24 protein-coding genes, 1 tRNA gene and 2 pseudogenes are annotated in these 25,971 nt (G+C 69.2%); 10 read left to right on the forward strand and 17 right to left on the reverse strand.

Annotation, left to right across the window (positions count from 1 at the left end; genetic code table 11):
• Window positions 1-222 precede the first annotated feature (222 nt).
• The 4 genes from IH45_RS1000000149065 to IH45_RS0136360 all read right to left on the reverse strand — a co-directional run bounded on the left by IH45_RS1000000149065 (window position 223) and on the right by IH45_RS0136360 (window position 4,323).
• Window positions 223-489: a hypothetical protein gene (locus IH45_RS1000000149065; protein WP_158813389.1), complete on the reverse strand. Its 267-nt coding sequence runs from the start codon at window positions 487-489 to the stop codon at window positions 223-225.
• 11 nt (window positions 490-500) lie between these two features.
• Entirely contained in the window at window positions 501-926 is a 426-nt protein-coding gene (locus tag IH45_RS0136340) for a hypothetical protein (protein WP_030678909.1), read from the reverse strand.
• A gap of 133 nt (window positions 927-1,059) precedes the next feature.
• Window positions 1,060-1,650 carry a hypothetical protein gene (locus IH45_RS0136345; RefSeq protein WP_030678912.1) on the reverse strand — a complete coding sequence of 197 codons (591 nt, stop codon included), beginning with the start codon at window positions 1,648-1,650 and terminating at the stop codon, window positions 1,060-1,062.
• A gap of 1,743 nt (window positions 1,651-3,393) precedes the next feature.
• On the reverse strand, window positions 3,394-4,323 hold the full coding sequence (locus tag IH45_RS0136360) for an NADP-dependent oxidoreductase (RefSeq protein WP_030678915.1): 930 nt from the start codon (window positions 4,321-4,323) through the stop codon (window positions 3,394-3,396).
• A 97-nt stretch (window positions 4,324-4,420) separates the two neighbouring features.
• On the opposite strand from IH45_RS0136360, the gene IH45_RS0136365 reads away from it, so the two are divergent.
• Window positions 4,421-4,804, forward strand: a complete 384-nt coding sequence (locus tag IH45_RS0136365) for a winged helix-turn-helix transcriptional regulator (protein WP_030678917.1) — start codon at window positions 4,421-4,423, stop codon at window positions 4,802-4,804.
• A gap of 142 nt (window positions 4,805-4,946) precedes the next feature.
• Here IH45_RS0136365 and IH45_RS1000000151140 read toward each other — a convergent pair whose 3' ends face one another.
• Window positions 4,947-5,291: an endonuclease domain-containing protein gene (locus IH45_RS1000000151140; RefSeq protein ID WP_078897953.1), complete on the reverse strand. Its 345-nt coding sequence runs from the start codon at window positions 5,289-5,291 to the stop codon at window positions 4,947-4,949.
• A 935-nt stretch (window positions 5,292-6,226) separates the two neighbouring features.
• Between IH45_RS1000000151140 and IH45_RS1000000150370 the strand changes: the two are divergent.
• Both IH45_RS1000000150370 and IH45_RS1000000147305 read left to right on the forward strand, forming a co-directional pair.
• Window positions 6,227-6,319 (forward strand): annotated as a pseudogene (locus IH45_RS1000000150370) (GNAT family N-acetyltransferase); the annotation flags it as partial.
• A 452-nt stretch (window positions 6,320-6,771) separates the two neighbouring features.
• On the forward strand, window positions 6,772-7,230 hold the full coding sequence (locus IH45_RS1000000147305; protein WP_078897955.1) for a DUF2867 domain-containing protein: 459 nt from the start codon (window positions 6,772-6,774) through the stop codon (window positions 7,228-7,230).
• 163 nt (window positions 7,231-7,393) lie between these two features.
• Here IH45_RS1000000147305 and IH45_RS1000000149565 read toward each other — a convergent pair whose 3' ends face one another.
• From IH45_RS1000000149565 to IH45_RS0136405, 5 genes are all read right to left on the reverse strand, one after another.
• On the reverse strand, window positions 7,394-8,275 hold the full coding sequence (locus IH45_RS1000000149565; RefSeq protein ID WP_050515435.1) for a hypothetical protein: 882 nt from the start codon (window positions 8,273-8,275) through the stop codon (window positions 7,394-7,396).
• Between the two features lie 481 nt (window positions 8,276-8,756).
• Window positions 8,757-9,062, reverse strand: a complete 306-nt coding sequence (locus IH45_RS0136385) for a hypothetical protein (RefSeq protein ID WP_050515436.1) — start codon at window positions 9,060-9,062, stop codon at window positions 8,757-8,759.
• A gap of 238 nt (window positions 9,063-9,300) precedes the next feature.
• Window positions 9,301-9,876: a hypothetical protein gene (locus IH45_RS0136390; protein ID WP_030678926.1), complete on the reverse strand. Its 576-nt coding sequence runs from the start codon at window positions 9,874-9,876 to the stop codon at window positions 9,301-9,303.
• On the reverse strand, window positions 9,876-11,555 hold the full coding sequence (locus IH45_RS0136395; protein WP_030678929.1) for a helix-turn-helix domain-containing protein: 1,680 nt from the start codon (window positions 11,553-11,555) through the stop codon (window positions 9,876-9,878). Before IH45_RS0136395 ends, IH45_RS0136390 begins: the two co-directional genes overlap by 1 nt.
• A gap of 467 nt (window positions 11,556-12,022) precedes the next feature.
• Window positions 12,023-12,166 carry a hypothetical protein gene (locus IH45_RS0136405; protein ID WP_158813391.1) on the reverse strand — a complete coding sequence of 48 codons (144 nt, stop codon included), beginning with the start codon at window positions 12,164-12,166 and terminating at the stop codon, window positions 12,023-12,025.
• A 377-nt stretch (window positions 12,167-12,543) separates the two neighbouring features.
• Here IH45_RS0136405 and IH45_RS0136410 point away from each other — a divergent pair, with 377 nt between their 5' ends.
• Window positions 12,544-13,635, forward strand: a complete 1,092-nt coding sequence (locus IH45_RS0136410) for a hypothetical protein (protein WP_030678936.1) — start codon at window positions 12,544-12,546, stop codon at window positions 13,633-13,635.
• A gap of 158 nt (window positions 13,636-13,793) precedes the next feature.
• Here IH45_RS0136410 and IH45_RS0136415 read toward each other — a convergent pair whose 3' ends face one another.
• Together IH45_RS0136415 and IH45_RS1000000147310 are read right to left on the reverse strand one after the other, a co-directional pair.
• Window positions 13,794-14,315 (reverse strand): P-loop nucleotide/nucleoside kinase family protein, encoded by a 522-nt coding sequence (locus IH45_RS0136415; protein WP_030678939.1) that lies wholly within the window; start codon window positions 14,313-14,315, stop codon window positions 13,794-13,796.
• A gap of 417 nt (window positions 14,316-14,732) precedes the next feature.
• Window positions 14,733-15,143, reverse strand: a complete 411-nt coding sequence (locus tag IH45_RS1000000147310; protein ID WP_078897954.1) for an SRPBCC family protein — start codon at window positions 15,141-15,143, stop codon at window positions 14,733-14,735.
• A 138-nt stretch (window positions 15,144-15,281) separates the two neighbouring features.
• Between IH45_RS1000000147310 and IH45_RS0136420 the strand changes: the two genes are divergently transcribed.
• On the forward strand, window positions 15,282-15,530 hold the full coding sequence (locus tag IH45_RS0136420; RefSeq protein WP_030678944.1) for a hypothetical protein: 249 nt from the start codon (window positions 15,282-15,284) through the stop codon (window positions 15,528-15,530).
• Between the two features lie 7 nt (window positions 15,531-15,537).
• Here the strand turns inward: IH45_RS0136420 and IH45_RS1000000150895 are convergent.
• A pseudogene (locus IH45_RS1000000150895) lies at window positions 15,538-16,408 on the reverse strand (helix-turn-helix domain-containing protein).
• 86 nt (window positions 16,409-16,494) lie between these two features.
• Entirely contained in the window at window positions 16,495-17,136 is a 642-nt protein-coding gene (locus tag IH45_RS0136430) for a gamma carbonic anhydrase family protein (RefSeq protein WP_030678946.1), read from the reverse strand.
• 703 nt (window positions 17,137-17,839) lie between these two features.
• Between IH45_RS0136430 and IH45_RS0136435 the strand changes: the two genes are divergently transcribed.
• From IH45_RS0136435 to IH45_RS1000000149575, 3 genes are all read left to right on the forward strand, one after another.
• Window positions 17,840-18,238 carry a MerR family transcriptional regulator gene (locus IH45_RS0136435; protein WP_394298734.1) on the forward strand — a complete coding sequence of 133 codons (399 nt, stop codon included), beginning with the start codon at window positions 17,840-17,842 and terminating at the stop codon, window positions 18,236-18,238.
• Between the two features lie 133 nt (window positions 18,239-18,371).
• Entirely contained in the window at window positions 18,372-19,847 is a 1,476-nt protein-coding gene (locus IH45_RS0136440; RefSeq protein ID WP_050515437.1) for an MFS transporter, read from the forward strand.
• Window positions 19,848-19,966: 119 nt separating this feature from the next.
• On the forward strand, window positions 19,967-20,110 hold the full coding sequence (locus IH45_RS1000000149575; RefSeq protein WP_199810758.1) for a hypothetical protein: 144 nt from the start codon (window positions 19,967-19,969) through the stop codon (window positions 20,108-20,110).
• A 178-nt stretch (window positions 20,111-20,288) separates the two neighbouring features.
• On the opposite strand, the gene IH45_RS0136445 is transcribed toward IH45_RS1000000149575, so the two are convergent.
• Window positions 20,289-20,750: a pyridoxamine 5'-phosphate oxidase family protein gene (locus IH45_RS0136445; protein ID WP_030678955.1), complete on the reverse strand. Its 462-nt coding sequence runs from the start codon at window positions 20,748-20,750 to the stop codon at window positions 20,289-20,291.
• 235 nt (window positions 20,751-20,985) lie between these two features.
• Window positions 20,986-21,453: a hypothetical protein gene (locus IH45_RS0136450; RefSeq protein WP_030678957.1), complete on the reverse strand. Its 468-nt coding sequence runs from the start codon at window positions 21,451-21,453 to the stop codon at window positions 20,986-20,988.
• A gap of 350 nt (window positions 21,454-21,803) precedes the next feature.
• On the opposite strand from IH45_RS0136450, the gene IH45_RS0136455 reads away from it, so the two are divergent.
• A tRNA-Gln gene (locus tag IH45_RS0136455) sits at window positions 21,804-21,875 on the forward strand.
• A gap of 3 nt (window positions 21,876-21,878) precedes the next feature.
• Window positions 21,879-24,227, forward strand: coding sequence for a hypothetical protein (locus IH45_RS0136460; protein ID WP_050515438.1), 2,349 nt, complete (start codon window positions 21,879-21,881; stop codon window positions 24,225-24,227).
• Window positions 24,228-24,526: 299 nt separating this feature from the next.
• On the opposite strand, the gene IH45_RS0136465 is transcribed toward IH45_RS0136460, so the two are convergent.
• Window positions 24,527-25,807, reverse strand: a complete 1,281-nt coding sequence (locus IH45_RS0136465) for a TolB-like translocation protein (RefSeq protein ID WP_050515439.1) — start codon at window positions 25,805-25,807, stop codon at window positions 24,527-24,529.
• Window positions 25,808-25,971: the final 164 nt, after the last annotated feature.

Below are 25,971 nucleotides of genomic sequence, written 5' to 3' on the forward strand. Positions count from 1 at the left end.
GGCCAGGGGCGAAAACCATAGCGGTACAGCACTGCGATGCCGCCGTCATGTTGCACGTGCCGCCCGAGGGACCGCACTCATTGCTCTCGTACAGGGAAAGCTCCGGTTGCTTGGTATGGCCCGGCGGGTTGTTTGACGCGCAAGGGGTCTGCAGCAGCAGGGCCGTGCGGCGCGCATGCGCCCCGCGTGGCGCAGCGGGACGCATGCGGCAGGCGGCGCCTGTCAGTACGGCTGCCCGTCCGGCTCCACCCACCAGCCGTTCTTGCAGGCCCGGCCCTCGGGACCAGTCTGCCCCTGGGAGGGGGTGCCCCAGCTGGTGTAGGAGTGGCGGCATCCGGCACCGTCCGGGGTGGCGGCCTGTGCGGCCGGGACCGCCCGGAGACCTGCCGCGGCGGCCGGCGTGCGGATGGCCGCCGCGGCCAGAAGTCCGGTCCTGTGGCGGTTGAGCAGCCTGGTGGTTTCCGGGGAAGGCGATCGACCGGGGTTCACGACAGCGGCGTTCAGCGGATGTTCACTGTCGCCGGCCCGGAGGTCCGCTGGCGTACGGGGTGGCGGTCGTTCGGGCTGAGCAGGCCGTACACCACCGCGCGGTACTGCTGGGCGCCGCGGTGCGCGGCCTTGACGTGGGCGGTCGCCTTGGCGTCGGTGCCCCTTTCGGCCACGGCGCCGCAGGCCAGCTGGTGCCAGGCCTGTCCGCCGGTGCGGTTCTCCAGGCATATCCGCAGGTAGTCGGAGGCGTCGTCGTCTGCGTGCGCCGCGACCGTGAAGGTCTTGCCGACGGGCGCCGTGTGCGGTGCCGTGATCTCCACACCGCCCTTGGCAGCTGCCGGTGCGGCGGCCAGCGCCACTGAGGCGAGGCTCAGTGCACCGATCACGGCCACCCGGCCGCCCCGGGTCTTCATCCCGGTCTTCTTCACCCTGAACATGGTCTTCCTCGCTCGTACGTGTCTCTTGTGTGGTCTTCAAGCCGTGCCGCACCCGCTGTGCGGTGCTGTCGGGCGAGCACCGGGTGGGGGGCGGTGCGGTGCGCCGCGGTGGCGGTGGGCCGCCCGACAGGTTTCAGCCTTGCGGGGGATAGAACTCACCCTCGGCGTAACTGTGGACCGTGCAGTCCGTGTTGTTGTAGCGGTCGGCGAAGGTGCCGGTGAGGCCGGTGTACCCCTGGTACGTCTGGTCCAGGGGCAGGTCCTTGCCCACCCTGAACCGGAGCTTTACGTGGACGGACTCACGGGGCTTCAGCGTCTTCGGCCCGGGGACAGGGCCGCGGGCCTTTCCTTCGGCATCCCGCAGCGTCTTCCAGGCACGCTGCGAGGTGTCCCAGTACTGCAGATCGCTGTACGGGCTCAGGTCGCGCTCGCCCGGGTTGTAGATATAACTGCCCGTCCTGGCGCTGAGCCCGAACGACTTCAGCTCCTTCGCCGAGGTGTTGGTGAGCGTGGCGGTGTAGGTCGTCCAGTGGGTGCCGAGAGTGATCGTCGCAGGTATGCCGGAGGTACGGCCCACGAGCGTATCGTTGTGAGGCTGCCCGACATCGGAGCACTTCGGGAGCTCCGCGGCAGGTGCCGCCTGGGAGGCGGGCGCGGCGGCCACCACCATGGGGAGCAGGGCAGCCGTCGCGATCGAAGCCGACAGAGCGCGGCGCAGTTTCATGAAATCTCTTTCCCGGCCCTTCGGACCCTTGGAGTCCTTGTCACCAGCGTCATGGGGTTCTCGAGCCGTGAAGTCTCGGATTATCGGGTTCTTGGAGCAATGGTCGGGCCCGGAGCGGCGACACCGCCCGGTTCGGGCGCGATCTACGCAGTGCGTTACGCAATTCCCGACGACTCGCCCTCACAGGAGTACGTGGTCCAAGGCGGCGCCGGCACTCGATCGGGTCGCCCGCCCCAGGCAGAGCCGGTGCATCCCACTCTGCGACAGCCGGGCGGCCGGCCCTCGCCCACCGGTTGTAGTGCCGGGCGCACAGCCCTTTCCCGTGGACGTCGAAACGACATCCGTCGACCGTGCAGGCCAGCAGTTCCCTGCGGGCGCGGACCGGGCGACCGGGGTCGGCGGGGAACTCCTGCATCGACGGGCGCCCACATTTGTGCCACCGGATGACGTGTCCGTTCCACACCGCCATTGAGCCGTCACGCGGTCGCAGTCCGAGACCGCGCCACCGGGAGGAGCGGAAGAGCGGTTATCCGGGGCGGGAAGGTAGGCCTCGGTACGGAGATTGGATCGGACGTACCCAACAACTTCCCCGCAACCCGTGCCGTCCCGACCGGGGAGGGGAGGACAGCAACGCTCACAGCCGCGCCTCCCCCGCCCGGTGAACCAGTCGGCTTTCCCAGCGTTCGGCGAGCGTCCTCGACGGTCAGGTGACCGTAGGTGTCGATCGTGGTGCTGATTGACGCATGCCCCAGGAGTTCCTTGACGTTTTCCATGCCGACGCGCAGCAAGGGGGCCTTGTTCTGCGTTTTTGCAGAAGGAAGCCGGTGAACGCAATAGCAGACAGCGTCAGCGGGCCCAGCCCGCGCCGCAGCAGCCAGGTGGCGTAGGTGTGCCGGTACTGGTGGAGCTCGAGCGCGATACCGGTGGGCTTCCGTAGCCGTCTGACCAGGTCATAGACGGCCGGATAGGCCCAGGGCCGACCATGCGGCTCGGCGCGGACCGGTGCGGTACGGCTGGACGCGTGGTGACCAGGCGGTCAGCGACATCGACGCCGCCTCGGGCATGGAATGTGTAGGACGGGCTGTCCGCGGCGAGCTTGCGGTTCACGCTGGACACGGTGCAGTGGCGCTTCGCGCACATGAGGACGAGCTGGGACCGGAGCAAGATATCGGCCGTTGATCAGTTTCCCGTTATCCCGGTGCCGGGATAACGGGAAATCCGTCAAACGCGAACTCACCCTCGTCGCTCTGCGTCACGCCCGAAGGTAAAAGAAAAGCTCACCCAGCTTGCCCCGACGCTGACGTTCCAGGGCCACAGGGCACGCGTTGCCAATCTTGTGCAGCTTTTCGGTCGGCGGATCGCTTCTCTGAACTCGCGGCGGCATGGTGCATTGGACTTCACGGGCGAGCGGGGTGTCAGTGGTCGGCAGTATCATCGTCCGGCCTTGTAGGGCTCACCGCGGCCGCTGAGGGCCGTGTTTCGGCGAAATGCGGTCGCATCACGGATGGGGGGGAAAGTGAGCGAGATCCGTCATGCGGTGGCCAAGAAGATTACCGGTCGGTGAGTACGACTTCTTCCTGCTGGCGCGTCTCTGTGGAGCTGAGGCAGTCGCGGTCGTCGTGAAGCATCTGGCTGCATGTCTCGCTCAATACCGGGCATCTGGTGCGGCGTCTCGGTCATCCTGAGACGCCTCTGCCACGAACACCGCCGCGGGCCGCGCTCGCACGAGGGCCCCTGACGGGGTCAGACGGTGAGGACGAGCTTGCCCTGGAGGTGACCGGCGTCGAGCAACCGATGTGCGTCGGCAACACGTTCGAACGGGAACGTCTCCCGCACGTGGACCCGGAGCCTGCCTTGTTCGACGAGTTCGACGAGACCTCGCAGGGCGACGGGATCGGGGTCGACCGCGATGCCGCTGAAGCGCATGCCGGCCGCCTCGTACTTGGCGATGAGCTTCGCATCCTCGTCGGCGACCGCGGTCACCAGGTGACCGCCAGGGCGGAGCATGTCGAGCGAGCGCTCGGCGGTGTCGCCGCCGATCGTGTCGAGTACGACGTCGATGTCGCGGACCGCCTCGGTGAAGTCGGCCGCCGTGTAGTCGATCACCTCGTCGGCGCCGAGCCTCTCGACGAACGTCCGCTTGCTCCCGCCGGCAGTCGTGATCACGTGTGCGCCGAGCGCCTTCGCTATCTGGATCGCGACGTGGCCGACGCCCCCACCGCCGCCGTGGACCAGTACGCGGTCGCCCTCGGTCACGCCGCCGAGGTCGACGAGACCCTGCCACGCCGTCAGCCCGACGACCGGCAGAGCCGACGCCTCGACGTGCGAGAGCGACGCCGGCTTGCGTGCCAGGTGCAGCGCCGGCGCCGACACGATTTCGGCATACGCGCTCGCCGCCCGCGGGAACAGCGGCATCCCGAACACCTCGTCGCCGGGCCGGAACCGCCACGTTCCCGATGCGTCCTCGACCACGCCGCTGATGTCCCAGCCGAGGATGAACGGCGGCCGGCCGATCAGCGGGAATTCGCCGGCGCGCAGGCGCGCCTCCAGCGGGTTCAGCCCGATCGCCTTGACGCGGACGAGAACCTCGGTCGGAAGGGGCCGGGGCTCAGGCGCGTCCACGATGGTGAGCACTTCGGGACCGCCGAGCATCTGCTGGGTGATGACTCGCATGACTCTCCTGGCTACGGAAGGGGAGGAGGGGGAGAACCCAGGCTAGGTTTCCGACAGGAACCAGCAGGTAACCTTGGGCGCGGGTACCTTCGGCGCCATGAGCGGTTTTGGTCCCGGTGATCCCTTTCTCGCCGACTGTCCGGCGCGGCTGGCGGTCGAGCTGATCGCCGACAAATGGACGGTGGTCGTGCTCTACGGCCTCAGCAAGGGCCCGGTGCGCCACGGCGAACTGATCGAGCTGATCGGCGGCATCTCCCGCAAGATGCTCACCCAGACGCTCCGGCGGCTCTCGGCGCACGGGCTCGTCCGCCGCCACGCCTACGTCGAGGTGCCGCCCCGCGTCGAGTACGAGCTCACCCCGCTCGGGGCGACGCTGATCGAGCCGATCCACATGCTGACCGAGTGGGCGAGGGCGAACGGCGACGCGGTGCTCGATGCGCTCGACGCCGCGGATCCCGAGCCGGTCGCCCACAGCGACTGAGGCCCCCGCCAGGACACTCGGTCGGCTCCGCATTCTGGTGGCTACCGGGGGGCTCGTCACCTTGGTGCAGCAAGCAGCCAATGCCTCACCTCAAGCGGGACAGCGGTCACGCGTCGTCTCGCTGAACCCGAGGTACCGCAGGTCAGTTCCTTCCCTGCCGCACCTTGAATGAGACCGGACAATCAGCCCAGCAGATCGCAGAACGACGGGGCGGCTCACCGAAGACGTTATGTGCGCTGCGTCGGTCCACTCGCGCGGTGACGCTCACGTAGTCGATGGCTGACTGAAGGCGGTTCAAATCGCCTTCGAATGCGCCGAGGCCTGTGTTGCAGCCCTCGCAGAGGAGTCCCCGAATGCACGGCTCCGCATGACGTACGCTCCGGACAAAAAGCGTGGTCGTGATCCGCAGGCATTGGGGTCTTCTTGCCTTCCAGGAAATTTGAATCCGACGCAGCGGTTGCCTTGCTCTTCTTTCGGTATGCGTCAGCGCTCTGCTTCTGGCGAGTTCGACACTTCCTTTCCCGCCTTACGTGATGCAGATGTTCTCCTCAGCTGATTCGCGCCCTGAATTAGCAGTGGGCTTTCCTTGCGGTCGGATCGTCGAAGCCGACGGTGGCAACGGCCGCGCAGAGCATCGCTTCGTCCAAGTGATCCTCCACGGCCTGCCCATCGCGACGCACCGAGCACAGCCCGCCCGCCTCCGGCGCACCACACCGCTGACACAGCCGGCGCGGCGGGCCTCATCAGCGGCCTCCGCCTCGGCCCGGACCCGCTGCGCAGTCGCCGCACGGAACACCTCGGCCTCAGCGGTCTCCCAACAGCGCAGCTCGACCCGGACCAACTCCGCAGTCACAACCTCGCGCAACCAGTGCTCCGTGGTCCGCCGACGGGTCTGGGAGTCGGCGTCGGGCAGTTCGACGCGCACCTGCCCCGCGACGTGGGCGCGGCGCTGGCGCCGGTCGGTGAGCAGGCCCGCGCAGCGTCCGCAGACGTCGCCGGTGTTCATCAGGGTGCCCTCGTCGCAGCGGGCGTCGGAGCACGGGCTGGACCGGGGCATGCCGCGACCGAGCCGTCGGCCGACCAGGTCCGTGACCGCGCCCGGCCCGCCATCACCTCGAGGTCACCGCACGGCCGCGGGACCCTCCCCCCGCGAACCACTGGCTCACCTCCCATCAGGCAGGACTCGCGGCACATCCGCACCTTCCTGCTTCGAGGAGCTCTCGGCCGTACGATCCGTAGGTCATTACGTAGCGTGGTCTTGGGTAGGTCTGTCATCCGCCGCGAAACCCATGCGGCCTCAGCGCACTGTCTGGGCAGACTTGGGCAATGCACGAGCTGAAGGGGCTGCAACCTGGTTAGGCCCCAGCGGTCCTGGCCTTCGAGCTGGCGAGCCGCGCCTATTTTCTGCGTCGGTCTCCGACCGCGGCGATGGTCCCGGTTGGCCCCGCCGATCCTGCCAGCCTCGGTGGCAAGCCAGGCACCTGGTATCAGCGCGACCTCGCACTTCAGCGGTAAACCGTGATCTCGCCGGTGAAGCGGCTGAGAGACAGATAATGCCACCGCTAGCCATCGGTGTGTGAAGACTGAAAAGCCCACCAGTCCCGAGCCCCGGCCAGCCATTGCCGCCGACACTTCACGAATCAGACATGAAGATCACGATTTACCGCTGGAATACCAGGGGCTGCCTGTTCCGCTGAGGGATGCAGGCAGGAAGGCGGTTCGGCCTGTCCCCGCGCGATTGCCTTCGCCGATGCGCAGAGCATATTCGCGATGCCGCCGTGCACGCCCTGTCGGCACGTACGTCGCACGGACAGAAACGGAAGGAACCCTCCGTACCCTGCGCAGCCAAGCCGTACTGCTGGAGCGGCGAGCCGAGCTGAATGGTGTCGCAGCCGCAGGAGCCCCACTTCCGACGCGGATGACGGCAGCCGGAGTCCGCCGCGCCGATGTTCCCTTACCATCCGTTCATGCCTTCTTCGCGTGTATTGCCCGTGCGTCGCACCGCAGTTGACTTGAACGGTGCCCACTACGCATCACGATTTACGGCACCGGTTGCGGGCCTGCCGTCGCGATCCCCCGAAGCATGGGCCCGGGCCGTCTTCGAAGAAGCGCCCGCCGCCCTGCAGCGATGCCTGTATGCCGGCTGGCGCGGCGGGCTCGGCCTGCGTCTGGGCCCACGCCGCGTGCCCCAGCACGTGCTGGGATGGCCCATCACGACGACCGGACCCAGCTCGATCACTTTGAAAGCAGGTTCGCCGTTGCTCACCGCTCGCAACGTCCTCTCCGTCGACGGCTCGGTTCTGACCTGGTCGACCTTCGTGCACTTCACCGGCCGCACCGGCCGAGCAGTGTGGGCCTCAGCGGCTCCCCTTCACCACCAAGCTGTTCCGTTTCTCCTGAAGCGCGCGATCCGCGAGGTGGCGTAACGCGCCGGGAACACCGGCGGCTGGGCTGCCTGAGCACCGCCGCCTCCCAGGAGACAGGGGCCGCCCCTGGTGCTCGTCCTCACGGAGTGTGTTGCTGATCCCGTCGCCGGCCAGGCTTACTTGTGAGTACTCCACAGTACGGTGCTGTCCCTAAGCGCCGGGTTCACGGCCGTATCTTCCGTTCGGTACGCCCAGGGCGCTCCGCGCGACGTCGTTCACTGGAGCGTTCGAAGACCGGTGTGGCGGCCGGGTCGTACGGCAGGCTGGAGAGGACGTCGGCGTAGCTGCGTTCCAGTGCCTGCCGCTGGCGTGCGGTGTGCGGACCTGCGGGGTGCGCAGTAAGACGTGTGATCCGTTGCTCGTGTGCCTCGGTGATTTCTGCAGCGCTCGCCTGCCAGTCGGCGTCATCCGGCAGGCGGGCCAGTTCCACGCAGACCGGCTGGGTGCCTTCCGCGAGCGCGGCCGCGGCCCGGTCGTGGCCGTCGAGGAGCAGCCAGCCGTCCAGGAAGGACACCCACCACAGCAGGACGGGGGCGAGGGTGTTCTCGCGGGCGTGCTTGCGGTACGCCTTCACGCGGGCAGTGTCCGGTGCTCGGAGCGGTCGCAGCGGCAGGACGCCGTGCCAGCCGCCTCCGCAGAGCAGTTCCAGGGTGGTGTCCGGCCAGTCCCGGACGAGGTCACAGCTCCAGATGCCTGGTGCGAAGGCGGTCCGTCGGGACAGCCGCCAGCGCCCGTGGTGCAGTGGGCCGCACTCGGTGTCCTCCAGCCACCGCGCATACCGATGGGCCCAGTTGCTTCCGGCTCTCATGGTCGCGGCGCTCACGGGCGGCAGCGGGGAACGGTAGCCGGGCAGGCGGCGCAGGTGGAGGTCGTGGCAGCAGCCGTCACCCTCCGGCCGGGCCTCGATCAGCGTGTGTTCGCCTTGTCGGAGAGCCCACTGGTGGCCGGCCGCTCGCTCGAAGCGCAGCGAGGGGCCCGGTCGGCCGCCAGGTACGGTCAGAACCAGTCCTCCCTCCGGTAGTGCTTCTCTCGTCGTCCTGTTCATGGGGACAGTTTCGGCAGAAGGGGCTTATCTCGGCAACGCGGCCGTACATCTGCCCGAGAGAACGGAGCGTGCTCGCGTCAGCGTCCTGCTCATGTCCGTGCGGCGGGCGCCGAGCCCTGGGGCGACTCCGCGCGAGCGGAGGTGAACTGCTGGCGCCTGGTTCTCAGACACATGCTCTCTGCACAGGCAGAGGTGAACCGCCCCCGGCTAGAACGTGCCCTGTGAGCTCGGACGCTGCGGCGGTGATGATGCCGTCGGGCTGCGCCACGACGCTGTCGCCGACTACCGAGTCGACCATGCCGCGCTCGGACATCATCATGCCGATCGCCGCACCGAGCCTGAACGGACCGCGGCCGTGGCGTCGTAGCGCCGTGCTGGTGCGCCGCTTCGGCTTCCCTTCCGGGGGCGCCGTTCTTCTTCGCCGCCTCCCTGGTGGCGACCAGCTCCTGGCGCGCGAGGTCGACACCGCTCAGCCCGCTCGTCATGCGAGCCCCGCCCTGTCCGTGCTGTCATCGAGGGCACTGGAGGCCGGCTCGGGCATCCGGTTCGTCCTCGACGCGGCCGTGGTCGTCCCGGCCCGGGCGGCAGCCTGCTCGCACAGCTGCTCCAGCCGCACCGCGAGCAGGTTCTCGGCCGTGCGCTCCCGGGCCGCGCCAGTGGCCGTCGTCGCCGCGACGGCGTCCGCGCCGTTCGGGTTGTACCTGTACCAGCGCGCCTCTGCCCGCAGGGCGGGGATCCGGCCGGCCACGGGGCAGACGACGCCGCGCAGGGCCATCGCGATAGACACACCGGCCCCCTCATGGCGAATCCCTCGGATCCGTGGTCCGGAAGAAGGGGGTCGAAGCCGGTCTCCGGTGCTCCTCCCCCTCCAGATGGACGGCCTCCTCGCTGACGTACGAACGCGCCCTCATTAAGGTTCACCGAGGCCTGCGCCGGTTGTCATAGCAGCCTCCCCGGCAACACCAGACATGCGACAGAGCCACATGCCCTTGGTGGCATGTGGCCCCGCGTTCCGCGGCCGGTCTTCAGGCGGCCCAGCCGATGGAGGAGACGTTGCTGTAGGCGTCGTAGTCGGAGCCGAGGTCAGGGATCAGGTCGTCCCAGATCCGGTCCAGGGCCTCGGCGTCGTCGGCCAGCCAGGCGTCGACCGCCGCGTCCCAGACGCGGGGCCGGACGGACAGGCGGCGGGTGGCCAGGTCGCGCTGGTGGCGGCCTTCGACGCGGGTCTGGTCGACCGGGTTGATCTCGACGCGGGTGCCGCCGCGGGACATCAGGCGGCGTTTGAGGTCGGCGGCCACGTTGCGGCGGCGCAGGTCCCAGTACGCCACGTCCAGCTTCAAGCGGTTGGCCGGGTTCGGGGAGCGTTCCTCGGCCAGCCACGCGTACAGGGTGCGGGCGGTGACGCTGATGCCGGCGCGTTCCATGGCGGTGTAGCCGGCTTCGGAGGCGGTCAGGTAGCGCAGGCGGGCGGCGATGCCCCGCTCGGAGTGGGGCGAGGACTGCAAGCCGGTGACCATACGTTCGATGCCCAGGCCAAGGGCGTCGCCGCCGCCGATGCCGTCGGCGTTGTAGCGGCCCAGTTCCATCCACCGGCCGGCCATCATCGGCCTCCGTCAGGGGCGGTGACGGTGTAGGTGACGGGTTCGCCGTCGCGGTCGGTCTTGACCTTCATCTCCCCCAGGGCGCGGCCTTCGGGGAAGACGGGGCGCCAGTCGCCGGCGACGTGCAGCTCGTCGGTGCCCATGACGCTGATCACGGTCAGGCCGGCCTGGTGGGCCTTGTAGGCGCGGTTCCACAGGTTGGCGAAGGCCTGGGAGCGCACCAGGTGCATCCAGTCCGGACGCATGATTTCACGGTTGTGGATGGATTCGCCCAGGGTGGAGACGAACTTGGCGTACATCGCCTTCACGTACGCCTCGGTGACGTCGTCCCCGGTCTCGATGGCCTTGGTGCGGGCGCCGGCCAGCAGCACGCGCAGAGCGTCGAGGAAGTTCTCGGTGGCGCCGCTGGTCCAGGATTCGTGGATGTGCGGCGGCTCGTCCAGGAGCCGGTACTTCGGGCCCGCCAGGCGGAGCAGGAGGCGCAGGGTGGATTCCGTGACCCACAGGGGGCCCGGTTCGTCACGGTCGCCGAGCGGGTTCGGCAGGTCGCGGTGTTCCCAGGCGGGTGGGGTGATCAGGTGGACGCCGGCGCGTTTGCGGTCGTGGACGCCGTCGGTGGAGTGCTCCAGCTTGCCGATCGGCAGCCACGTCTTCATCGCCGAGAGGTAGGCGGCGTTGACGTCCAAGGCGGTGACGTGGAGGGCGCCGTCGGGGTGGCGGCGGTAGTCGGGGTGGCGCCAGTTCGGGCGCGCCTCCCAGATCAGGTCCGGGTCGCCCTTTTTCGGCTTGTGCAGGATGTCCGGCAGGGCCGGGTAAGCGGTGTAGTCATAGCGGGCGTTGGCGCGGGTCTCGTCGAACAGCGCCATCACGTCGGGGATCGCCCGCTTGATCAACGCGGCCGTCGCCGCGTCAGCGTCACCTTCGGCTTCGTCCAGTTCGGTGCGCACCGCGCGGACGATGAGCTGCTCGGTATCCGCCTGGGCGCGGGCGGCAGAGCGGGCGCGGCGCTGGGACTGGTGACGCTGCGCATGTTGCACCGCCAATGCGGCCGGACTCGTCCCCTCCCCCGGTTCCGGGGCCGGCGAAGAGACCGGGGCCGTTTCAGGCGCGGGGGCCGCGGGAGGAGCCGCCGCCGCGGCGACGGCCATCGACATGGCCGCGGTCGGCGACGTGGCCGCGGTCCTCGACGTGGCCGCGGTCGGTGTCGGTGCCGCCGTGGGGGCCGGGCAGAAGCCGCCCGGATGCAGCGACCGCCCGTCGGTCGCCTTATAAGGGGTGGGGGCACCGCAACGCAGGCACGGGGCCGTCTCGCCCTGGACCACCAGGCCGTCAGGACCGAAGGCGCTGTACGCCTCGGCGAAATGCGGCACCGCGGCCGCCGGCGGCATAGGTACCGGAGCGGCAGCGGCCTCGGGCGTCTCGACGGGAGCGGGGTGAAGCTGGGCCAGGCCCTCCAGCAGCCGCAGGTACATCAACCGCGCCGGCGGCGCCGGCTCAGCACTACCCGCCTCCCAGTTCGCCACCGTCTGACGCCCCACCCCACACGCCTGCGCCACCTGCGTCCGCGACAGCTTCGCCGCCGTCCGCAACCGCAACCGCTCCTCCGGAGACGGCATCGCAGCCGCCAGCCGCGCCTCCTCCAACAACGACTCCACACTCGGACTCTTGTCACCAGCCATAACCTCAGACTAGCAGCGTTGGACGCCGATTAGGCGGTAGTTAGGCACCCATTACCGGCATCGTGACGACTGCCCTGTACCGTTTCATAGGCGATGGCGAACGTCTCAACCTCCGTGCTGCAAAGGTCGACGCCGACGATTCAACTGCGCGTCCCCTTCACCAACCGCTGGGCCGTACGCACTTCCAGCGGATACCCGGCTATGGCCAACCGCCGGGCGATCTCCGCCCCGGTCACCGCCGAGTCGGTCCGCAGCCGCTCAGCCACTCAGCTACCAGGACATCCGGCTCACTGACCGGCCGTCCGGATTGCTGCGTCGCTGCTGGTCCTTGAGCGACAGCCTGCCGCCGCTCCGTAACCGGAGCGGTGTGCGAAGACCCCGCTGAGGCCTGCGTTTACGCGGGTACTTCCGGCATGGAGGCCGACGCGACGTTCCAGGAGGCAGAAGCGGACAGGAACCGTCAGCTCTCATATGAACTGCACGTAGTTGTCGACGAGCGGCAGTGGCGGCGCCCAGCTCCCACACCAGGGCCCCACCTGCCCGAGCCTCCCCTCGCACGCCTTGGCCCGCTCCTTCGAACCCTCGGCACCGGCGGGCAACGCATCGCTCATGCCCAGAACGACGACTACCCGTAGCCCGGGGGCATCCGTCAAGGACCGGGCGGGCCACTGCCGCATCTCCAGCTTTCGTTGACGACCATCCGCGCTGCAGCCGCCCGGCGGGCCGCACAGGGCCTCCCATGCGGCCCGCGGAGGCACTTCCTCGCCGGGCACCCCTCAGGTCCCGCAATCGGCGCGGTGACCTGGCAATTCACCGACCGCACCGCCAGGCCGACAGTCTGTTCATGCGATCATGCAGGCAATTCTGAATGGACCGGTACGTAGCCGAGCTGCTGATCCGGTCGGGAGATCGCGACATCAGATGTCGAGCGATCGAGCGGGAACGGGAGAGCGTTGTGAGCAGGGCTGGGGGGCAGGACGGTTCGTCCGTGTCCGATGAGGAGTGGGAACGGTTCCTTAGCGAGTCGGTGGCCGGTGCGCCCGGCGCTCCTGTGGAGCCGTCGGCACGCGCCCGTGAGGTGGACCGGCGGCTGCGGGAGCGTCCCGGGCAGCCGGAGGGCTGGCGTTCGTACTCGCCGGCCCGGCCCCGGCGCAAGGCAGTCTGGTACGTAATGGGACTGGCGGCCGTGGCTCTGCTGGCCGTGGCGCTCTTCCCGCAGCAGCTCGTCGGCTGGTTCGGCGGCGACGAGGGCAGGCAGGACGGGGTGCCGTTGGCCACCGAGTCTGAAAGCCCCCGAGAGGCGCCCGGCGCCGGGTCCGGTCTGCGCCCGACCCTGGCCGAACCTTTCAGGGGCTCGCCTGCGGCCCGCTGGGCCGACGGGGCGGCCGGGATCACGGTGCCGCAGGCCAAAGCGACCGGCTGGATGGACGCCGCCCAGGTCGAGCAGGCACTACGGCACAGCCGGGACTTCCTGGTGGCTGCGGGGCTCGACGGCGGTGTACTGCGCGGCGAGCGGCCCACTCAGGCGATCGCGCTGCTGAACCCGCACCAGAAGGACGTCCAGGACTACCTCCGCAGCGCCCTGTCGTCGCCGGCGCCGGCTGCCGGGGCCGACCCGCTGCGGTTGTTCAGCCGCTTCCGGCCGGAACAGGCCCGGCTGGTCGGTGACGTGGTCAAGACGCGCGGCCGTCTCACGTACCGGGAGGGGAAACGAGGGGCGCTCGAAGTGACAGCGGACGTCACCTTCGTGTACCCGGTCACCCCGGCAGCCGGCGACGGCGGGCGGGACGCCGAGGTCGTCCGTACGATCGTACGGCGCGAGGTAGTGATGAGCTGGGACAATCCGGCCAAGGTCATCACCGAACCGGGCACGATGTCCCTCGTCTCGTACGCGCTCGACATGACCAACGGCGGCTGCTCCGGCCCCACCGGCTACTTCGTGCCACCCTTCGGCACAGCCGACAAGCAGCCCGCCGACACGGCCCGCCAGGTCGATCCGTACGACCGCAGCAAGCCGATCGATGCGAGCGACGGCACGACGGCCACGGACAACGGCTGCGCGACCGCCACCCGCTCCTGAAGCGTGATGCAGGAAGTTGCGTCCGGGCAGGCCGGGGGCGACGGTTCGGCTGTTCCCGGTGGATGAGGCCGGGGTGTCGGCGGTCGGTACGCCGCCCATCCACCGGAATACCCACCTGCCCACTTCACTGCCTGGTAACGCATAGCGGGTATCAATCCTCAGTTCTTGACGGCCTCCGCGATCCGCACAGCGGCCTGAGCGGGCGTGAGGTGCGTGGTGTCGACGACCTCGGCCTCGCCGTGCAGCCACGTGCGGGCCGCCTCGGCGTAGGGCTCAAGGTATTTGAGGCGGAATGGGGAGGGGCCCATATGAGTGTCCCCCTCGATGCGTCCACGGAGGGTGTCCTGGTCGGCGTGGAGAACGAAGTGGCGTACGGGAATGGTGTGCTGGGCAGGGCCCGAGCTGATCTCGCGCCAGTACTGCTCGACCAGGACAGTCATGGGCATCACCAGAACGCCACCGGTGTAGTCGAGGACGCGGCGGGCGGTCTCGACCACGAGAGGCCGCCACGGCGGCCAATCCTGGAAGTTGCCCGTCCAGGGCAGCCCCGGCGTGATGTCCATGAGTGTCTCACCGACCTTCTCGGCATCGAACACTCGTGAGTTCGGGATCAGTTGCTGCACAAGTGCACCGGTCGTCGTCTTGCCTGCGCCGTGGGTGCCGTTGAGCCATACGATCATGGGCCCGACGCTAGCGGGAGGCGGACCGCGGGCCGGTGCCGATCACGTCACAGAACGGGTACAGGTACGGCTACGAGTACAGGTACAGGTACAGGTACGGCTACGGCAAAGACCGGTCCAACGTCGGCGCTCGTCGGCACCTGTCATCGGGTGAGCGCAATCCAGAGCAGCATCAGCGACGTTTGTCGACAAGCGTCAGCTGGGTCGCCGCCGACTGGACTGCGTCGTCCCAGTGGAAACACGACCCGCAGCCTTGGCCGACACCCCGCCTCCGGAGCGCACCCGCCTACCACGCCGAGGCGTCGCGGCCGAGCACGCGGGCAGTTCTCCGCGGGCGCGGCTGCCCAGCCACACGAGACCGGCCTCCGCCCGTCGCCTGCGTTTGAGAGGGCATCCGGACGCATCGCCATGAACTGGTCACCCCGGACTGACAGGGCGTCGGTCGCGGCCTCGGACGTCCCGCAGAACTCGCAGGGTGGCCCGGTAGGACTGCACTGGGCACGGGGAGCTGACGATGCCGTATGTCAGGGACCGTGTGCGGTCGTCCAGTGCCAGGAGGGATTCCACCACGGTCTTTCCGTCGGCCATGGACAGAGTGCGGACGCAACCGACGCGGTCGGGGGCTCCGGTATCTGCCAGGACGCAGCCTGCGACAGCCGGTTGCCAGGCGGCCAGGCCGGCGAAGTCGCGGACCACGCGCGACACCGTGGTGATCCGGGCCGGAATGACGGCGCTGGCGAATGCTTCGGCATAGAAGGGCTCCAGTTTTGAAACGGCTCCGGTTCTGAAAGAGCTCTGGTTTTGAGAGGGGTCGGCGGGCGCTGCCATGGTGGCTTCCTCGACCTGCCTGGGGAGGGCGGCGGGGCTGCCGGTGTGCGGTCGGCGACGCGGTGACCGGTGCACGGCAGCGTGCCGCGGGCGGACCGCCCGGACGGCTGAAAGAAGGCCACCAGCCTGCTCTTCAACATGGACGCGCCCGGCGCCCTGATGCTCTACGGGCTGCACAACAAGGTCGGCGACACGACCTTCCGAAAGATCGAGAGCACCTTCTACCGTACGTACCAGGGCCGTTCGGCCGGCACCCAGGACTACATAGACGTCGCCAACCGCGTCTCCGGCCAAGGCCTCACGCCGTACTTCAAGAGCTGGCTCTACGGAAGAACCACGCCGTCCATACCCGGGCGCCCCGACTGGAAGCCAGGCAAGGCCAGTTAGTGCTGCATCAGGCAACGTTCGCCCTGTCGGCTACCTCGCGGAGGCGTTCGTCGGCGGCGTGCTTGTTCCGCCAGAGGATGTAGTGGCGGATCATGCTGCCCTGCTCTTTGTGGCCGGCGTGATCCGTGCCGTCGAATGCAAAGTAGCGCAGGGCGGTGAACTGGGCCTCGATGCGGTTGAGCCAGGAGCTGTTGGTCGGCGGGTAGGCGAAGTTGTCGAGCACGATCGCGATCCGGATCGCGGCCGGGTGGGGGCTGCGCTAGTAACGGCAGAACTGCAGGAACCTGTTCCGGTTCTTCTTCGGCTTGATGTGACCGTAGAGCCTGTCCCGATCCAGGTCATAGGCGGCGAAGAGGTGGCGAACCCCATGCGGGCGGGTGTAGGTCACCCGTCGGCGGGGGCGGGGTTCCCGGTCCGGGTCCTTGTGCTTCCCGCCGCACTCAATCCATTGCCGGCCGGGTTGGGACTGGAGGTTGAGTGGCATCGAACTCGTCCAGGCACAAGGCGACCAGGCAGTCGGCCAACTCGGCCAGGCTCCAGGCCGAGAACGGCAGGCCGTGCTCGGCCGGCTTGGACTTGGCGATCTTCTTGATCTGACGGCGTTCTGGGAGGGTGAACGTCTTGGGCCGGTCGCCCTTGTACTTCGGGTAGAGCGAGTCGAATCCGTCGGCGTTGAAGTTGTGGAGCACATCCCGGGCCCGGTTTGCGCTGGTGAACGTCACCTCGGCGATCTTCGCCACGGGCATGCCCTGCGCGGACAGCAGCACCAACTGGGCCCACCGCCAGGCCGCCACCGCCCCGGTACCCCTGCGGATGATCCGCAGCAGCCGCCGGCCCTCGTCGTCATCGATCTCGCGGAGACCTACTCGTTCGGCCACCAGCACAGCGTGCCGGACGCGCGCCGCCGCAGTGGAATCCGGACCCCGCGTCACCTCAGCACCGCACAAGGGTCACTGATGCGGCGCTAGCCCAGATTCAGAACCTCATCGTCCGCGTGTGCGCCGAACTCGGCAACGCGCACCTCCGCGATCTGCTCGTACCGGTTGATCCGGTCGGCCCACTCCGCGTCGACACCGAACGCCACCTGAGCGAAGCCCACCCGGCCGACGGCCTCGGCCAAGCCCGGATCACCAGGGGGCAGCAGCCGCACCGGCGCGTCAAGCGCCACGGTGTGCGGCGGCACGAAGTACTCGTCCGGCAGAACGGTGCGCGCATGGACGAGTGCGCCGACAGCGACGACCGAGCCGGCCCCCAACCGTGCGCACTGCAGAACCGTCGCCGTGGTCGCCACGTAGACGCACCTGCCGAGCTCGCAGCCCAGCAGCGTGGCATGCGGCCCCACGAGGACGTGGTCGCCGACAAGCACCGGCTGATCGCCGGCGACCGCAGACCCGCGCAGCACCGCGTTCTCGCAGATCACCGCCGCCTCCCCGACCTCGATACGGGACCCCTCGGCATCGAGCACCGCACCGTACATCACCCGCGCCCTCGGCCCCACGCGGACATCACCGACCAGCGTGGCCGTCGGGGCGACGTAGGCGGTGGGATGGATCTGCGGTTCATGCCCGCGATGCCGGATGCGGATGCCGTGCGTTTCAGCGGTCATGAACGGATCCTCGTCCGACCGACCGTGAGCGTGCTGGCGGATTTCAGACGTCGCGTTCGTCGAGACCTGCGGCATCCGATCTGAGGCACTACAGGGCGAACGTTGCCTGATGCGGCACTAGAGCAGCCCGGCAGCTCTCGGGCCGGAGCTGCGGAGCCCCGACGAGCCGGCCGGCTGTTCGGCCCCGGGCCGGCCAGCGGGGTCGGCAGGGCCGGCGGGGGCGGTATCTGTCGGCGATGAAACCGTGGCCGTGGTCGGCGCCCGGCGACCGACGGCGCGGCGTCACGGCTCCACGAGCACTGGCGAAACGGTTCGCCACCCGACATCACCCGCCGCCGACTACTGCGCTGGGGCCTCTTCCACGCCCGCCACGCGACGGCCCGAACCAAGCCCTACGGGGTCGTCCATGCCGACCCAGCCCGGCGGGGCATGACGTCGGATGGCAGATGGAACGCGAACAGCGCGCGGGTCGCCCCGGAAGCGGTCAGGATGGATGAGCTGTTTCGCCTGCAGGATGAGCTGTTTCGCCCGGCAGCCGCGAGGATCGCGGCAGTTGGAGAAGCATGATCCGCCGACGACCGTCCTACGTATCAGCGGCTGATTACTCCCGCCCCCCGCCTCGGCCGTTCCCACCCGGGAGCGGCCGCTCGGCGTACTCACCTACTTGACCTTGCCGCTAGCGTCAGGGTTCTAGCGTTCCACCATGTTGAAGGAGATCGAGATGCGGATCGGAGAACTGGCCGACCTTACCGGCGTCAGTCCTCGATCCCTGCGCTACTACGAGCAGCAGGGCCTGCTGGCCCCGCAGCGCGCCGACAACGGCTACCGCGCGTACGCCCCGTTGGATGCCGTACGGGTTGCGAACATCAAGGATCTCCTGGACGCGGGGCTCACCCTGGAGGACGTCCGCCCCGCCCTGGAGAAGGGCTGCCTGGACGCGCCGCTGCGGCACTCTCCGTACTGTGCCGAGGAGTTGGACCTGGCCACCGACCGGCTGGCCACGCTCGATGACCGGATCGCCGCGCTCCAGGAGCTACGGGGGCGGCTGGCGAAGCACATCGACGAAACGGTGGCCGTGCGTCCGGTGGTGGGCGAGGGGTGATGAGGAGCATTGCAGCGCGGTCCGGAGCCCCGGCGCCGCGCCGATCACCCGTGCCCTGCCGCCGGCTCTCGTTCGTTCGCAGGCGGCTTCGGCGAAACTCCAACAGTTCCCTGGGTAACCTTCGGAGTACGAAGTGACGCTTCGTGACACGAGATCACAGGAGGCAGTGCCGGATATCGGCCTCCCTGAAAGCCGACGCCGGTGGGCGCTCGTTCTCCTTGCCGGGGCGCTGGCACTGGACACCAGCGGTGCTGCGGTCATCAATGCCGCCCTGCCCTCCATCGGTGATAAGTACGCCATTGACAGCTCCACGCTGCAGTGGACGATGACCGCCTATTCCATTGCTTTCGCTGGTTTCCTCCTGTTCGGCGGCAGGGTCGCGGACGTCCTGGGCCGCAGGAAGATCTTCGCAGTGGGCGTCGCGCTTTTCGCCGCGGCTTCGCTGGGCGCCGCACTTGCTCCGACTGCCGGGGTACTGATCGCGGCCCGTGCATTGCAAGGGATCGGTGCCGCACTGTCCGGCCCTGCGTCGCTTGCTCTGCTCAGCCAGCTCTTTCCTGAAGGACCGCAACGGAATCGGGCGCTGGCGGTCTATGCGGCGACCGGCGGGTCCAGCTTCAGCGCCGGGCTGGTTGTCGGCGGGGCTCTCACCGACTTCCTCGGCTGGCGCTCGGTATTTGCCGTCAGTGTTCTCGCCGGAGTTCTGATCCTGGCGGGAGTCCGGGCACTGCTTCCTGCGGGTCGGCGGCGGGCGCGCCCCCTGGATATCCCGGGCGCGATCCTGGTCACCCTGGGTATAGGCCTGGTCGTATACGGCGTGAGCGAGGGCAGTGAAGTCGGGTGGGGATCCGCACAGGTCTTGATCTCACTGGTGTTGGCCGTGATCGGGCTTGCGGGCTTCGTCGTGTGGGAGAAGGGGCGTACGGAGCCGCTGCTTGCGATGAGCATCTTCCGCAGCCGCCCGGTGAGGGCCGCCTCCCTCACCGGTGCCGTCTTCTACACCGGTGCCGGTGGGCTGCTGTTCTTCTCGCCACTGTACGCGCAAGGAATACTCGGTTACTCACCATTCGAATCCGCACTGGCCGTCCTGCCCGTGGGCGTAGTCGTGATCATCAGCTCACAGATCGCCGGACGTCTGATGTCGCCGGCGGCTTACAAGCCCCTGATGGCTGTCGGCCTGCTTCTCATCGGAACCGGCATCACTCTGTGGGTGAATACACCCGAGGACGGCTCGTACTGGACGCACATGCTTCCCGGCATCGTGGTCATGAGCACCGGCCAGGGCCTGAGTTTCGGCGCGATGACAGCCGCCACGTTGGAGGGCCTGCCGCTTCACCAGCATGGAGTCGCCGGTGCGGTCAATGTGACCGCACAGCAGATCGGCAACAGCGTCGGTCTGGCGATCCTGGTTGCAGTTTCGGCCGGTGTCAGCGGCGGTGCCGCGAATCCAGCCGACCAGTTGTCAGGTTTCCATGCGGCGTATTGGGTGGCGGGTGCCATCGGGCTCATGGGCGGGCTGACCGTTCTGCTCACCAGGTTTGCCAAAGTGGACACCGCGCCATCAGCTTCCGAGGAGGAGGCTGCGACGGTGCAGGCCGGATGTAACTGAACATGCCTGGCGACCGTGTCCCTGCCCCTTCCCCTAAGGGCAAGGACACGAGTCGTACCCCGTTTCGACACCATCTCCCCGACAGAGCTGTCCGGGTCGCGCGAGGGGAGGTACGGATCGTGGCAGAGGCCGGGAAACCGATTGCGCCAGGTGGCCCAGGAGTTTTCGGCTTCGAGGCCGAACCGAACATCGGACCGGCCCAGATCAACGCGCTGGGCGCTGAAGCGGCGATGTCGAACTTCGACATACTCACTGAACCGTGACTCTGCGCAGCAGTGGTCGACAGACCGACCTTCGGCGGAAATAACATCGAGACGGGTGCCAGCTTCTACCGACCGGCACACACCCGAGCCCAGCACAAAACAGCCGCCCGCCTCACACCAATCCCCCGTCAGGTCTCCCGTCAGTCAATTCTGCGGATGCCTCCGCCCTGGGCAATTACTACTCCAGCCAAGCACCATCACGCATGATGATCCTGCCACGCAGTTCCGCCTCCCCTCGCCAGGCACGGACTGCCTTCGGCACTACGCGCACATACACGAAGGAACCGTCCTCCGCCCGCGGATCCCAACCGAATTTGCCGGCGAATGCGTCCGCCGCCTCCTTCGGGACGTCCGAAGCCGGGAAGCACTCCGCCATCCCCTGGAGCAGCACAACATCGAAGGTGTCCGGCAGCGACAGGCGCACCCGCGGGTCCTTACGCACGTTCCGCACGGTCGCAGACGTCGCGCTCGTGCACACCCACACCGCTTGCGTATCCCATGAGAACCACAAGGGGATCTGGTGGGGGCCGTGATCGGGGTGGGCTGTCGCTACCCAGACGTCCCGATCCGTGGCAAGGCGGTCCAAAGTCTCGCGCCTGCGTTCGACCGCGGAGCGAGGAACAATCTTTTTGTTCTGCATATCGCCGACGCTAGCCAGCAAGATCGGGAAACACATGGGGCTGAGGTCCTACGCCCCACGACCGGCGCACCGCCAACCCGGGGACGCCGCCCGACGACTGCCACCGCGACCTCCCCGGTGCAGGCTTCGCCTAATCGCTGCCGCCGACGTGATCGGGGCTTCTCAGACGCCCTCTGTTGAAGTCGCACTCGCAGCAACGGCCGGTGATGCTCTGACGTAGCGAGGAGCATGCTCGTCAGATGCGGGTTCTGACCTGCCGTACGGGGTGTCCAAGCGCATCCGCGAGGGCGGTCATTTCATCGTCGGCGAACCCGGCACGGCCGGAATTCCGAATGGCGATCTGGAAGCGGGCGAAGCCGCACGGCCAGTCGTAATCCAGCGCATCCAGCGTGGTGGCAGTCCCGCAGCAGGGGGCACGTATCGCGAGGGTGGCGAATTCGTCCTCGTAGCAGGCACTGACGAGATCGGACCACTGCCCGGGGTCGATCTCTGCGCCGCAATGCGGGCAGCCGATCCTCTCCAGGTTCTGACCGCAGTCGATGACGCGGAGCGGGTCGTGCCAGCTCACGTCGATCTCGACGTCCTGACCGTGCCGGGCCCCGAATGCCGGATCAGCCAGGAGTGCCGCACACCGGTCAGCCGCGGCCTGGCCAGGCTGCCAGTACGGGTCGGCCGGTATGACGGACAGGATCTCATCGCTCACGCTTCACTCCACAAGGCATGCATACCCGGACACTCCAGGCACATTCGATCGTAACGAGCGTGCCCCCGGGACCCGTCCTCGGGAGCCGGCAGCCAGGAGCCGGGGGCCGGGGCCCGTAAGCCCTGTCAGAGTCAAGCCGGTGCCGACGAGGCACCGCCGACCAGGGCAGGGCGGGGCGGAGCGGGGCAGGGCGGGGCGGGGCGGTAGAGAGCCCGCTTGAGCCTGCGCTCGCTCGGACGTCCTGATCAGCTGCTCACCGACGTGTAGGCGTGAAGGCCGCCGTAGTGGCCTGCTCAGTGTCGAAGAACGCAGTTGTACGACCAGTCAGCGGTGATCTAGTGTCCGGGCAGCGACGTGTAGCTCAGCAGCAGAGCGCCGGGCTCTGGTCCCGGAGGGCGCAGGGGCAGGACCTGCCACGTCGGCCTATGAACCATGACACAGACCATCAGCAGCCGCGCACCGTGGCCCCGTCCTACGCGGCTGGCCAGTTGGACAAAGCCTTCATGACCGCGCTGATCCATGAGGATGCCGCGACCCGCCGCCGAGCCGCGGAGCGCGTACAGCGCTGGCAGGATGTGCTCGCGGGCATGGCCGAGGACCGGCTGAGGATCGGCTCGCGTACGCCGGTGGCCGGGCTCCCCGTTTGGGTGACCCCGGAGGTGGTCCGCGGCGGTTTCGCCACGGGCACCCCAGCCGCCGGTGGCCCTCTCCAGCCGTACGAGCAGGAGGCCGCACGCCGGGCCGGGGTGCCGCAGGATCGCCGGGCACTGTTCGCCGACTGCCTCACCGAACCCGGTCTGGCCCGGCTGTACGCGCTGCTGGACAGCGGTCGTTACGAGGTCACCGTGCCCGAGGAGGCCGCGCTGCTCACCGTGGCGTGGCTGGTCCGCTCCGGGGACGTGACGGGTGCTCTCGCCCTGCTCGACGAGCTCTGGCCGTTCGCGGGCACACTGCGGTTCACGCCCCGGCCTGCCAGGGGGCCGGTTCCGGACGCCGCCGCCGTGCACCGGCGTACGGTCGCCGAAGCCGGCCGTGCTCTGGCACGGCGGCGGCCCAACAGCGCTGTTGAGGCGCAGCGGGAGGCGCTCGCGGTCTGGCAGCCGTTCGGCGACGAACTGCTCGCGCACTGGCTGGAGACCGCCGGGACGGGCCGCGTGCTCGACCAGGTCCCGGATGCCGACTGGTACGAGCGCGGTGCGGCCCTGCTGGACCGCTACCGGTTGCTTGCAGCCGCCCACACCTACTGCGGCAAACACCGCAGCCCCAAGGAGAATCTGGGCATCCTGCGCGGTGCGCTGGAGGAGATCGTCGCCGGGCGTCCGCTGGACACGCGGCGCCTGGGTCTGCTGCGGCATGCCGTGACCGCCATGGTGCGGCGGCGTGGGCGACCCGGCTCGAAGCAGCACACCGCGCTCCGTCGGGAGCAGGCGGTGCAGGCGGCGCTGCCCTCGCACCACGCGCTGGCCCAGCTGGTGCTGCGCCGGCTGTCCGGTCTTCCGCAGGACGTCGGAACGGCCGATGTCGGCCCGCTCGTTGCCCCGGTGTCCGAGGACGAGGCGCGGGAGACCGGGCTGCCCGCCGGGGCGCCGGTCCCGGCGGCGATCCGGCGGAGCGTCGAGGCCACGCTCAGCGCGCCGGTCGGCACGCTGGTGGCCCGGGGCGTGGTTCCCTCGGCCGAGGTGCTGGCCGAGCTGGTGCCGCAGCTCGTCGCGGCCACCACGGCGCAGGCGTACGAGGACGAGGCGCTGCGCACCCTGATGGCCGCGAACTACCGGGCTTTCCGCAACCGCCGTTCGCTGCTGCTGGCCCACCTCCAGCGACAGGTGCGGGTCGAGGAGCTGCCCTGGGTACGGGCGGTGGCCCGACGGCGCGGCCACCAAACGGCCCGCGTGCCGGCGTACAGCACGCTGCGACAGCTGGGCGAGCTGGCCGTGCAGGGCTTCCCCGCGACGATCCTGCCCAACGCCTTGGTCCGCGAGCTCGGCGTGCTCGCCCGCCAGGCCGAACTGGACGCACCACTGGTCGAAGAGCTGGCCGCGGATATCTTCATGGGCACCTTCAGCCCGAAGTTTCTCGCGGCGGCGCAGGTCGCCGGTGAACTGCTCGGCGGCACGCTGTACGAGCGCTACTACGGCATCGACTACGCAGCCGTACGCGACCTCGCGATCAGCGAAGCGGGCGGAACACCGTCCCGCGGGTACGCGGCGCAGACGTCTCCCGGGTTCGCGCGGCTGTGCGCCGAGCGCGCCGGGACAGGCGGCCCCGGACCGTCGTGGTCGGTGGCGGCGAACGGCGCGGTGATCGAACAGGCGCAGATCCTGACCACGCACAATCTGAGCACCCTGGTGCACCGGGTGGGCATCACCCCCGAGCCGGGCCGGCCCGATCTGGCGCGCCGGTGCTTCGCTGCGGTGTGCCGTCTGACAGCCCGGGTGCACGGCAACCCACGCCCGCTGACCACGGTCAAGGACGCGGCGTACGCATGGCGGCAGATGCTCTTCCACCTGTCACTGTGCGCCCCGGACCAGCAGCGGCGGATCATCGGTGGACTGGCGGCAGAGGCGGACCGCCACCCGGCGCACGTCGGTGCCCGGCTCGCGCCCGCGCTCACGGGGCTGCAACTCGTGGCCGACGGCGGCGCCTTCGACAGCGACGGCGCCACGGACCAGGGCCGCACTCGGCGCTTCCTCGGCTGGAGCGCCACCAGAGGCCATTGGCTGTGCCAGGTCCCCAATGCCGCGCTCCGCGACCGCCCATCGCACAACGGCAGCTGAATCCGCTCACTGGCACCCGGCTCGCTGTCACCCGGCTCGCTGCGGACCAGGGCTGCTTCGGCAGGTATGCGGTGTGTCCGGCGGTATCGCCCGGCGCGGCGGCGGTCACGGTGGGTGGGGCTGCGGCGGTTCTGGTGGGTGGGGCTTCCGCAACAGCTTCCGCAGCAGCACATCCTGTCGGCTGACGCCGCCGTTACGGGGGCGCAGGTGAGCATGGTTGGCGCGACTGGAGTACGCCATGTCGCCGCGCCCTCCCGGCAAGGTGAAACGATTCCGGCCCCCGTCAGTTCACGGGGGCGTCACCGCCGGTGGCGGACGAAGACGTCCGCCACGCCGTTGGTGTCCGAGGGCACCAGATCGCCGACGGCGGTGGCGAAGACGGTGGTTCGGCCATGCGCGGTCAGCGCGCCGGGCTCGGCACCCCCCTGTGGGGCGACCAGGTGGTCGGCGCCCGTGCGCAGGTTGCGCAGGCGCAGGGCCTCGGTGTTGGCGTCCGCGTACAGGAGGTGTCCGCCGTCCGGGCTCAGGGCCCGGCCCCAGGTTCCGTTGAGTCGGGTCGTACGGCCGGTGCGCAGGTCGTGCACGTAAGTGTCCGAGCCGACGGTGTAGGCCACGGCCCGCCCGTTGGCGCTGAGCTGGACGAGACCAGCGGTGGCGTCGTCCTGTGAGCCGTCGAGCTGCCGGTGCTTGCCGGTGCGCAGGTCGGTGACGATGATGTCGTCGCGGTCGGGGCCGTCGCCCTGGCGGCGGTGGGCGCGGTAGGCGAGGGTGCGGCCGTCGGCGCTGAGCGATCCGTCGGACATGTCGTACTGCTCGGGCGTCGGCGGGCGGCTGACGAGGGTGTCCTGGCCGGTCGTGCGGTCGTGCAGGTAGATGCGCTGCGGATCGGCGGGGTGATGCGGGTTGGCCGTGTACGCGGCGTACCGGCAGTCGCCGCTGAGGCCGGTGATGCGGCTGCCGCCGCGGGCGGACCCGAGTGCTTGCCTGGTGCCGGCCTTCAGGTCGTGGACGAAGCCCTGGAGGTCGTGGGCTCCGAAGTCGTTGGTGCCGACGCAGCGGCCGTCCGCGCTGATCCGTACGCCGCCCAGGCCGTCGCGGATGAAGGTGACGGCGCCGGTGCGCAGGTCCTTGACGTAGGTGACGGGGAGGTAGGGGTTGTGCGGGTCCGGCGTCAGGTTGGTCGCCTTCGAGGTGAAGGCGACGTACCGGCCGTCAGCGCTGATCACCCCGCCCCAGGAGGCGTCGTTGGCTTCGGCGCCGTCGGCGGTGAGGCTGGCGCGTTCGAGGCGGGGTGTGGTGGTGGCGCGTAAGGCTTGCTGGGTGTGTCGTTTCTGCGTCTGTTGGTGGGGGCTGCGCGTGCCGGGCCGGGGCGGGGAGTCCGTCGGGGCTGCGAGGGCTACGTCCGCGGTGGCTACGGTGCTCGGCAGGAGGGCGAGGGCCAGTGCGCCGGCCAGGGCAGCGACGCCGCGGCTGAAGGTGTACCTTGCGGCGGCGCGACCGGCAGGTGCGGCGGAGCGGCGGGTGGTGTGGGTGGTGTGAGTGGTGTGGGTATGCGTTCGGTGCGGAGCGGCAGCGGGCATGCTTCCCCCGGAAGACGCGTGCGCCCCGGCCCTGCGCCGGAGGCCCAGAAGGATGCAAACGCACCGCCCTCGGGTGGTCAATGCGCTGGAATGCGTACAACCCGGCGGGCTGATCAGTGATCCGCGCGGGGGTGGGGTGGGCGGGCGGGCCCCGCCGTGGCAGC

The sequence above is a fragment of the Streptomyces rimosus subsp. rimosus genome (assembly GCF_000720725.1).
GTDB classification, from domain to species: Bacteria; Actinomycetota; Actinomycetes; order Streptomycetales; family Streptomycetaceae; genus Streptomyces; species Streptomyces rimosus_A.

Bases quoted from the DNA above. Each gene is read 5' to 3' on its own strand.
- IH45_RS0136460 (WP_050515438.1), top strand. From the start codon at position 21,879: ATGAACCATGACACAGACCATCAGCAGCCGCGCACCGTGGCCCCGTCC.
- IH45_RS0136365 (WP_030678917.1), top strand. From the start codon at position 4,421: ATGAGCGGTTTTGGTCCCGGTGATCCCTTTCTCGCCGACTGTCCGGCG.
- IH45_RS1000000149565 (WP_050515435.1), bottom strand. From the start codon at position 8,275: ATGAACAGGACGACGAGAGAAGCACTACCGGAGGGAGGACTGGTTCTG.
- IH45_RS0136445 (WP_030678955.1), bottom strand. From the start codon at position 20,750: ATGCAGAACAAAAAGATTGTTCCTCGCTCCGCGGTCGAACGCAGGCGC.
- IH45_RS0136430 (WP_030678946.1), bottom strand. From the start codon at position 17,136: ATGACCGCTGAAACGCACGGCATCCGCATCCGGCATCGCGGGCATGAA.
- IH45_RS0136415 (WP_030678939.1), bottom strand. From the start codon at position 14,315: ATGATCGTATGGCTCAACGGCACCCACGGCGCAGGCAAGACGACGACC.
- IH45_RS0136340 (WP_030678909.1), bottom strand. From the start codon at position 926: ATGTTCAGGGTGAAGAAGACCGGGATGAAGACCCGGGGCGGCCGGGTG.
- IH45_RS0136360 (WP_030678915.1), bottom strand. From the start codon at position 4,323: ATGCGAGTCATCACCCAGCAGATGCTCGGCGGTCCCGAAGTGCTCACC.
- IH45_RS1000000147305 (WP_078897955.1), top strand. From the start codon at position 6,772: ATGCCTTCTTCGCGTGTATTGCCCGTGCGTCGCACCGCAGTTGACTTG.
- IH45_RS1000000147310 (WP_078897954.1), bottom strand. From the start codon at position 15,143: ATGGCAGCGCCCGCCGACCCCTCTCAAAACCAGAGCTCTTTCAGAACC.
- IH45_RS0136345 (WP_030678912.1), bottom strand. From the start codon at position 1,650: ATGAAACTGCGCCGCGCTCTGTCGGCTTCGATCGCGACGGCTGCCCTG.
- IH45_RS0136420 (WP_030678944.1), top strand. From the start codon at position 15,282: ATGGACGCGCCCGGCGCCCTGATGCTCTACGGGCTGCACAACAAGGTC.
- IH45_RS0136395 (WP_030678929.1), bottom strand. From the start codon at position 11,555: ATGGCTGGTGACAAGAGTCCGAGTGTGGAGTCGTTGTTGGAGGAGGCG.
- IH45_RS0136435 (WP_394298734.1), top strand. From the start codon at position 17,840: ATGTTGAAGGAGATCGAGATGCGGATCGGAGAACTGGCCGACCTTACC.
- IH45_RS0136465 (WP_050515439.1), bottom strand. From the start codon at position 25,807: ATGCCCGCTGCCGCTCCGCACCGAACGCATACCCACACCACTCACACC.
- IH45_RS0136405 (WP_158813391.1), bottom strand. From the start codon at position 12,166: ATGAGCGATGCGTTGCCCGCCGGTGCCGAGGGTTCGAAGGAGCGGGCC.
- IH45_RS0136390 (WP_030678926.1), bottom strand. From the start codon at position 9,876: ATGGCCGGCCGGTGGATGGAACTGGGCCGCTACAACGCCGACGGCATC.